The 9,237-nt window shown below is 40.6% G+C and carries 2 protein-coding genes, 3 pseudogenes and 1 CRISPR repeat array; of the genes and pseudogenes, 4 read left to right on the top strand and 1 reads right to left on the bottom strand.

The features are described 5' to 3' along the window. Nucleotides 1-84: 84 nt before the first annotated feature. Nucleotides 85-1,668 carry a glutamine-hydrolyzing GMP synthase gene (guaA, locus tag A9G22_RS05125; protein WP_075508471.1) on the top strand — a complete coding sequence of 528 codons (1,584 nt, stop codon included), beginning with the start codon at nt 85-87 and terminating at the stop codon, nt 1,666-1,668. An 899-nt stretch (nt 1,669-2,567) separates the two neighbouring features. Here guaA and A9G22_RS11815 read toward each other — a convergent pair. Next, nucleotides 2,568-2,678, bottom strand: a pseudogene (locus tag A9G22_RS11815) (integrase); the annotation flags it as partial. A 52-nt stretch (nt 2,679-2,730) separates the two neighbouring features. After that, nucleotides 2,731-3,553: a CRISPR direct-repeat array (repeat unit 29 nt; unit sequence CCGTTTATCCCTATGTGTATAGGGAACAC). 565 nt (nt 3,554-4,118) lie between these two features. Between A9G22_RS11815 and vgrG the strand changes: the two are divergent. From vgrG to A9G22_RS05110, 3 genes and pseudogenes are all read left to right on the top strand, one after another. Further along, nucleotides 4,119-4,811: pseudogene (gene vgrG, locus A9G22_RS11640) on the top strand (type VI secretion system tip protein VgrG); the annotation flags it as partial. 92 nt (nt 4,812-4,903) lie between these two features. After that, on the top strand, nt 4,904-6,622 hold the full coding sequence (locus A9G22_RS05115; RefSeq protein WP_141669982.1) for a DUF2345 domain-containing protein: 1,719 nt from the start codon (nt 4,904-4,906) through the stop codon (nt 6,620-6,622). Between the two features lie 17 nt (nt 6,623-6,639). Next, nucleotides 6,640-9,237: pseudogene (locus A9G22_RS05110) on the top strand (hypothetical protein); the annotation flags it as partial.

Genomic DNA, 9,237 nt, shown 5'->3' with positions numbered 1-9,237 from the left:
TTTAATTAATGCTCTCAATTTATTTGGTAAATGGTACAATATCACCCTGATTTTGTATTAGTTCATAGTTTAGGAATAAAATTGATGAAAAAAGACATCCACCAACAGCGCATATTAATCCTCGATTTTGGTTCTCAAGTTACTCAATTAATTGCTCGACGTATTCGTGAAATTGGTGTGTACTGTGAACTTTGGCCGTGGGATGTATCAGAAGAGAAAATCAAACAATTTAATCCTAAAGGTATTATTCTATCAGGAAGTCCAGAAAGTACCACAGAAGCTAATAGTCCACGTGCTCCAGAATATGTCTTTAATGCTGGTGTACCTGTTTTGGGTATCTGTTATGGCATGCAAACTATGGCCATTCAAGTTGGTAAGGGGGGGCAAGTGACTGGTTCTAACCAACGTGAATTTGGTTATGCTAAAGTGGATCTTGTGGGATCGTCAAAATTAACTGATGGCATATTGGATAGCACAAGCGAAAAAGGTATTCATCAACTTGATGTTTGGATGAGCCACGGTGACAAAGTAACAGCCTTGCCTGACTGTTTTACTCTGATTGGTCGTACTGAAACTTGCCCATTTGCTATTATGGCTAATGACGAAAAACAATTTTATGGAGTTCAATTCCATCCAGAAGTGACTCATACAGTTAAAGGTTTCGAGTTATTGCAACGTTTTGTGATTGATATCTGTCACTGCGAAAAACTTTGGACACCATCTTCAATTATTACCGATGCTATTGCTCGAATTAAAGAACAGGTTGGTAATGACAAAGTCTTACTCGGTTTATCGGGTGGGGTAGATTCTTCTGTTACAGCATTGTTATTGCATCAAGCGATTGGTGATCAGTTAACTTGTGTCTTTGTTGATCATGGCTTATTACGCTTGAACGAAGCACAACAAGTTATGGAGATGTTTGGTAATAAATTTGGCTTAAATATTATTGCCGTAAATGCCGAAGAGCGTTTTTTAGCTGCACTAAAAGGTGAAGCGGATCCCGAAGCGAAACGCAAAATTATAGGGCGTGAATTTGTTGCTGTATTTGATGAAGAAGCAGCAAAATTAAAAGAGGTAAAATGGCTGGCTCAAGGCACTATCTATCCCGATGTTATTGAATCAGCAGCTGCTGATACCGGTAAAGCCCATGTGATCAAATCACATCATAATGTTGGTGGCTTACCCGAAGATATGAAAATGGGCTTGGTCGAACCTTTGAGAGAACTATTTAAAGACGAAGTTCGCAAAGTGGGCTTAGAACTTGGGCTACCTTATGACATGCTTTATCGTCACCCATTTCCAGGACCAGGCTTAGGTGTGCGGGTACTTGGTGAAGTAAAGAAAGAATATTGTGACTTATTACGCAAAGCCGATGCCATTTTTATTGAAGAGCTATATAAGGCAGATTTATACCACAAAGTCAGCCAAGCTTTTACCGTATTTTTACCAGTACGCTCTGTTGGCGTAATGGGTGACGGTCGAAAATATGACTGGGTCGTTTCACTGCGTGCTGTTGAAACCATCGATTTTATGACCGCACATTGGGCTCATTTACCTTATGACTTCTTAGGGCGAGTATCCAATCGAATCATCAACGAAGTCAATGGTATTTCTCGTGTCGTATATGATATAAGCGGAAAACCACCGGCGACTATAGAATGGGAATAGCTAACCGTTCCTAAAACTGGTTTAAAAATTTTAAAAAAAACAGCCTAAAAACAGGCTGTTTTTTTATTTTATAAATACCAAAAATGAGAAGCTAGTTGGTTGGAGCCATTTCTAAAATAGAATCACTAAAAAACAGAGTATTTGCCACGATAAAAAGCATTTAAATATAAATAAATCAGAAAGTATGCAAATTGTATCAACAAAAGTGACTGATTTTTGTCAAAAGTTTCAAGAAATACTTATGTTTTAGCAAAGACTGCATACTTAACCTAATAGAAAACATGCAACCTATATATTCTTTTGAGCATATTCAGTAATGACAAGCAAAAAACTATTAATATCAAATCGACAACAATAACAGAATAGCCAGTATTGGACTAAAGAGCGATTCGAATCTATGAAAGAAATATATAAATTGCTTTTTGAAATTGATAATGAAAAAGGGGAAAGTTAAATGAGTAGAATGTTATCAAACCGGAGACGAGTTAAGCCACGTATTAAAAATAATCAAACTCCTTCCACCAAAATAAAACTCAAATTTTAAGCAAAAAATCGGTCAGGAAAAGTATTGATTTTATTGAGGTTTTTTTGCAAAAAATTTGTTTATTTTGAAGTTGTTAGCATTTAAAGAGCTATTCGATGATATCATTTTTACCCTCATTTTATCTCACTAATAAAAGCTAGATTTAAGGTAATCACTTTAAAGGCTTTTTAGGTAAGGCTTTAGAATGGTACGCTTAGGTGGACTCTAACCACTGACCGCCCACTATGTTAAAATTAGGTTCTAACACTAAAAATAATGATATAATTCAATTAATTATTTGCTTTTAACTGTAAGAAAAAACAGGGGTTTAGGGAGTGTTATAGATATCAATAACTTAAACGAGTTTTACCCCCGCTTAAATTACGATTTGGATGTGCGGAACTTCAACCCATTCGGTATGGTTTTTGGTATAAAATTTAGTTGATTTTTCATCGCTATGAGCCATTCTAGCTTGAGAGTTTATTCCTCTATGTGTATAGGGAACAGCAGATAAATCAACATTCATTAGACAGCAAGCCCGGTTTATCCCTATGTGTATAGGGAACACACAGATGGGTAGAGGTATAGCCCTCCGTGCGTCGGTTTATCCCTATGTGTATAGGGAACACGATGATAAAGCAAAACGAATAGAAGCTGATTTCGGTTTATCCCTATGTGTATAGGGAACACTTCCTCTTGTTGTATCATCGGTTTTAAACGAACGTTTATCCCTATGTGTATAGGGAACACACATATTCACATTTTCCACTATCAACAACCACCCGTTTATCCCTATGTGTATAGGGAACACTTTTTAGGTACAAACTCAAACCTCAGGAATTTACCGTTTATCCCTATGTGTATAGGGAACACACCCGACCAAAACCCAGAATTAAAGCATCCGTGCCGTTTATCCCTATGTGTATAGGGAACACCGGTGAGTTTGAATTAATTCAACGAATACAAACCGTTTATCCCTATGTGTATAGGGAACACTGAAAAAAATTAATACATTATTATCACTATTGCCGTTTATCCCTATGTGTATAGGGAACACTATCTGCTACAGCACGTTCAGATGAGCCAATACCGTTTATCCCTATGTGTATAGGGAACACGTCATGAATAGTTGATGTTATTTCTCGTACATCCGTTTATCCCTATGTGTATAGGGAACACTATAAGAGTTATTAAAGGTGCGACAAAATGAGCCGTTTATCCCTATGTGTATAGGGAACACTTTTAAGTCGCTGTTAGATATTTATTGACCTGCCGTTTATCCCTATGTGTATAGGGAACACTGACCGACAGGTAAAATAGATAGCTATTAACGCCGTTTATCCCTATGTGTATAGGGAACACTCCAATTATAACACATTGTTTTATTATTAAAATATTTAACACCAAATTTCCACCAACTTTTTCAATGATTTTAATAATAACAATGATTTTATAATGCATTGTTTTTATTAAAGTAATATTAGAATAAAATAGAGGGAATATTAGGATTTTTCATTCTACCAATTAATCTTTAAATTTCATATAGTTATAGCACAGTCAGCAATAAAACTGAGCTTTTCTTTATTAAAAAAGACGGAATTTCTAGTTAACATATCCAGAAATCTATACCGCTTCAGCATAAAATTATTTTTCATTTAACAGGTTAAAAAATGTACTTAATAAAGTATAGCGTTGCTTAAATCGCTTTTTAAATAAAGGCGTTAAGCAGCTACCAGATACTCGTTTAGTTAACAGATATTATTGATATTAAGCAAAAGTATTGATTAAAAAGGTTAACGTTGCGTTAAAATGGTTTATACTCTGTTTCCATTATCGTTTATGCTTAAAACAATACTATAAATAACGATAAGCCAATCACCTCATTAACAATAAAATATAGAGATTTTAGGGAAAATAGGAAAACAATATGGACAACACGCTTAATCCCTTAATCGGTGAATTTGGGGACGGATTAATGGCGGGTTTAGGGGGCGTTAGCCATAATCGCTATAGCTTAACTGTTGAGGGGCTGCGCTCGCCGATTTCGGTTTGGCATGTTGACGGTAATGAGTCGTTAAACCAGCCTTGGCGTTATGTGATTACTTTTACCAGCGCTGACAAAGCGTTATCCATTGATTCAGTGCTTAATCAAAAAGCCACATTCTCTTTTAATCCTGTTATCCATCAACCGTATCAAAGCGTAATGTCAACAATCTCATCATTAAGTGACTTACCGTCGGTGAATGATAAACGCACCTTGCATGGGGTGATTACTGAGTTTAGTCAGTTATCGGTCAATAAAGAGGAAGCTCATTATCAGGTGGTATTATCTTCGTGTTTAGCACGGCTGGCTATTGGGCAACATAGTGCCATATTTCAACAGCAAAGCGTGGTGAGTGTAGTTGAAGAAGTGCTGCGCAGTCATGGTTTAACGGGCATTGATTACCGTTTAGAGTTAAAAGAGAGCTATCCTGAGCGGGAGTTTATCACGCAGTGGCAAGAGAGTGACCTTGAATTTATTCAACGCTTATTGGCCGATGTGGGTATCTGGTTTCGCTTTGAAACCCACGCCGAGCGCCACTGTGATGTGATGGTGTTAAGTGATTATGAGCAAGGCTATGCGCAGGTAGCCGATATCGACGATAAACCGCCCAGTGGCACGCTCGATAGGGGGGGGAAAGTGTTTGGAATATCAGCCTGCACAGTGAAGTGGTGGTCTCCTCAGTCAAGGTACAAGACTATCACTACCGTGATGCCCTCGCCGATTTACAGGGGGAAGTTAACACCCAATCCAAAGACCGCACCACCTATGGCAGCGACTACCGTTATGCCGAGCACTATCAAGGCTTAGATAGCAACGGACAGGAAAATCCACAAACTCGTGGTGATGATAATCGTGATAACGGCAATAATTCTAATGAGAATAATACGCATGACGAAAATCAGATTGAAAGCGGTCAATGGTATGCGCGTATTCGCCATGAACAGGCGATTAGCCAGCAAATTATTCTCAAAGGTAAGAGTAACCGCTATCACCTTGCTCCCGGCCAATGGATTAACCTCAACGGCAGCCCGCTGGCAGATATCAATGACGGTATCATCATTTTAAGTGTGCAGGGGCAGGGTAATCGCACTGATGCTTATGAGCTCACCTTTACCGCCATTCCTTATCACCCCTTAAAACCCTATCGCCCCGCGCCCATACGCTGGCCACAAGTCAGTGGTACGTTACCGGCAAGGGTCACCAGCCCCGACAATGATACCTATGGCTATATCGACCCGCAAGGACGCTATCGAGTTAAATTTAATGTTGACCTGAAACAATGGAAAAGTGGCATGGAAAGCTTGTGGGTCCGTTTAGCTAAACCGTATGCGGGTAACACCTATGGCTTTCACTTCCCGTTAATTGACGGCACTGAAGTGGCCATCGCCTTTATGCAGGGCAATCCCGATAGGCCGTATATCGCCCATGCGATGCATGACAGTGCTCACCCCGACCTTGTTACCACCATTAACAAACACCGCAATGTGATTCGCACGCCGGCTAATAACAAACTGCGCATGGATGATAAACGTGGGCAAGAGCATATTAAACTGGCCACCGAATACGGCAAAACTCAACTTAATTTGGGGCATTTGGTCGATAATAAAAAACAACCCCGCGGTGAAGGCTTTGAGCTGCGCACTGACGAATGGGGGGCGATTGCCGCCAATAGAGGCTTATACTTAACCACCCAAACCCAGCCGAAAGCGCAAGGCAAACAGCTCGATATGCAAGCAGCCATTGCCCAACTTGAAAATGCCCTCTCTATTGCTAAAGCCCTACAAAATGCCGCCACCCAATCCGACGCGCACAGCGCCGATACCGACAGCCAAGCGCAACTTAAAGCCAACTTAACTCAGCTAACCCAAAGTGGCCTACTGGCCTATGCGCAAGAAGGCATGGCCCTAACTAGTCCTGAAAACATCCAACTGACAACAGCGAGCAGCCTCACCTTCACCAGCGAACATCAAACTGATATCAACGCTTTAAAAAATGTCACCCTCTCATCGGCTGAAGCGATTGGCTTATTTGCGCAAAAAGCGGGCATGAAACTGTTTGCCAACCAAGGGGATATTGAAGTGCAAGCCCAAAACGCCAACCTCAATATGGCGGCCAAGCAAGATATTAAAGTGGATAGTGTGGATGGTAAAGTCACCATTACCGCCAAAGATAACCTCACCCTCATTTGTGGTGGCTCTTATATCAAAATTAGCAGTGAAGGCATTGAACTGGGCACGCCAGATAATGTCTATCTTAAATGTAATGTGATGCAGAAGATGGGGCCGGCAAGTCATCATTTATCCACAAAACTGAATATTAATAATCAAGAGCTCGAGGCCTTATTAAAAAAACATATATCGTTTAACTCAAAAGGCTTTTCCGCATAAGGAATAAGGCAATCAACATGACCATAAAAAGAATCGACAATTTCAACTTTCCCGTTGGTGAAAAACAACTCAGTCAAGATGCGTATTATAAAGCGTTATCAGAGGCAATCAGTGGCTTTTATCCGTTTGGTGAAAATGGGATATGGCATGGGGGGATCCATCTTGATGAAAGGGTACTAAAGAAAATTGATAATGACGGTAAATTGCGTTGTATGGCTCATGGCGAAGTGGTTGCTTATCGAGTCGATAATATTTACCATAAAATAGTGTATCAGGACAATGTTGAGCTAAAAACGCCTTATAAAGAACAGCAAAAAGTGGCGTATTTCTCAACAGGATTTGCCTTAGTTAGACACCTATTACAAATGCCTAAAGTCGCAAATGCAACTAATACGCCCCCCTCAATAACCTTATACAGTTTATATATGCATCAACTCGATTGGTATGGTTATCAGCAAAAAGGACAAGAAAGCGGTAGTCAGGTGAATTACCCTTGTTATTGGCAAGCGCAAGCAGGGAAAGTGGATGAAAAAAAAGCAGACACCATTGCTGGCAGCGTGATATGTGAAAAGGGAAAAGACACAAAGATTATGGGTTTATTGCTTAAAGGCAGTAAAGTACGTTTAGGTGAACAAAAAGCAAATATGCCTGGTTGGTATAAAATTGTGTCGATAACCGCAGGTACGGTGGTGACACCAAACGGCTTTCAAAATGAATTGGGCAATATTACCGGTTATGTTTGGCATAATGATATTGGCACGACAGCAGCCGATAGACCGACAGGAAAGACAGCGGAAGCCAATAAGGATTATGAAATCTGCAAAGAAGATAATAAAAAAGTGGGCAAACCCGAAGTTGAAGTCAAAGGCATTGCGGTTTATGGCACCGCGAATGACAGTCAAAAGTTGACCTATTTGCCACAAACCGCGACTTTTGAATTGGATGGGCAAGAAAATGGCTATGCTAAAATCCGTAAAATTGGTAATTGCACTGTGCCGGCGGTCTTGGTTGCAGAAAATGGCGGGGATGAAGCGCCACATAAAGGGTATGTCAAATTATCCTCACTAATAGTGACCCAACTTAAACCTGAAAAATTAGATAAAGTGGTGGTATTAAAAACGCCTGTGCCAATTAATAAAGGCGACTTTATAGGTTACATCGGCCATAATGTCAGCCAATCCGAACGTTTTGACGAGCCTAAAGAAGCCCCGTTATCGAACATGAAACGGGCGTTAGACAAGCAATTACCGCCAATGGCACATATTGAATTACTGACCTGTGATGATTTGCCGGCGTTTATCACTAAAACCCGCGCCTTAGCAGGCAAGCTGCCTGAAAGCGAAAAGAGTATCATATTAGTTGAAAAAGAGGCGCAATTAGTTCAAGCCGCTAAACCGGCAGGTTGGTTAAGCTCTGGGGTGGCGATTCATTTTACCGACACTACCGAGAGCTACTATATTAAAATCAAACCGGTCTATACCGTCAATCTTCCCTCAAGATTTTTTCATACTTCAACCGAGCAGCCGTTATTCGACACAGGGGTTGGCAAGGTGGTTAATGGCATTAATGGAAAGATACAGGCAAAAAGCCCGTCAGCGCAACCGTACACCTTAACCGCAAGTGAGAAAATGTATGTAAGGCGGATATATCCCGAATTAACCGAGGCAGATATCCCCGATAAAGTTGAGCTAATTAGTGGCGGAAAGGGGCAAGATACGACGTTACCGAGTGTCTATTCTGAGCCTGCGAATGATGATGATTTTTTCACGATTCGCTTTATGATTGAAAACAAGCCGTACTGGATAGCCGCCAGTAAAGTCTTACACCTTAATGGCGAAGATGGGCAGCTCAATTCAAGCGTAAGTTATTGGCATGATTTTCCGTTATCATTAGATGACACCCTTTCTCCACAGGAAAAGAAACGTAATACGGTATGTTACCCTCGTACCGTGTCCCTAATTTCATTAGAGAATGATGGCTTGATAGCGATAGAGGATGAAAACACAAAATGGGCCCAAGTGACGGCACTGGATGAGCAAACGCTACCGATACATGGTTGGGTGAATATAAAAGACAATGCACAAGCTCATATCAAACGGCGTAGTCCATGGCACTGGCCTGGGTTTGAAACAATAGAAGAAAAGGCCTCGATAGGTGAATTATCTGACAAGATAGGCAAGAATAAAGTGGCGAAATTAGATTTAGCCGATTACACGCCAGCGATGCGGGCATTACATCAAATCTTAACGGGCACACTGATATATTCAACCCAACGAAAAAAAGACCTACCGCCGCCGACTTTTACGGATAGGGATTTAAAGGAAGGATTACGCCGAAGCTGGACAGCGGAGTTGATAGGGCATTTATTGGTAAAATATGAAAGCGAATGGTATGCCGATGAAGCGTTAAGCAAATGGAACGAAATTGATGAGCTATTTGAAGAAGAAAAACAACAACAAAAAGCAATTATTGAAGCGGGATTAGATGAGCTAGGCATCACCGAGCCTTACCTCCGTGATTTTGCCTTAGAGGTGGTGGACGAAGCGCATAAACATGTCAAATCAAACTGGCAACTAGAAAAAGCACAGCGCATTAAACCGTCACTGTGGTGGAAA

Source organism: Gilliamella sp. App2-1 (assembly GCF_001690255.1).
In the GTDB taxonomy this organism is placed as follows: domain Bacteria; phylum Pseudomonadota; class Gammaproteobacteria; order Enterobacterales; family Orbaceae; genus Gilliamella; species Gilliamella apicola_G.
Note: the sequence above shows the minus strand (reverse complement) of the source record. Positions and strands in the feature narration are given on the sequence as shown.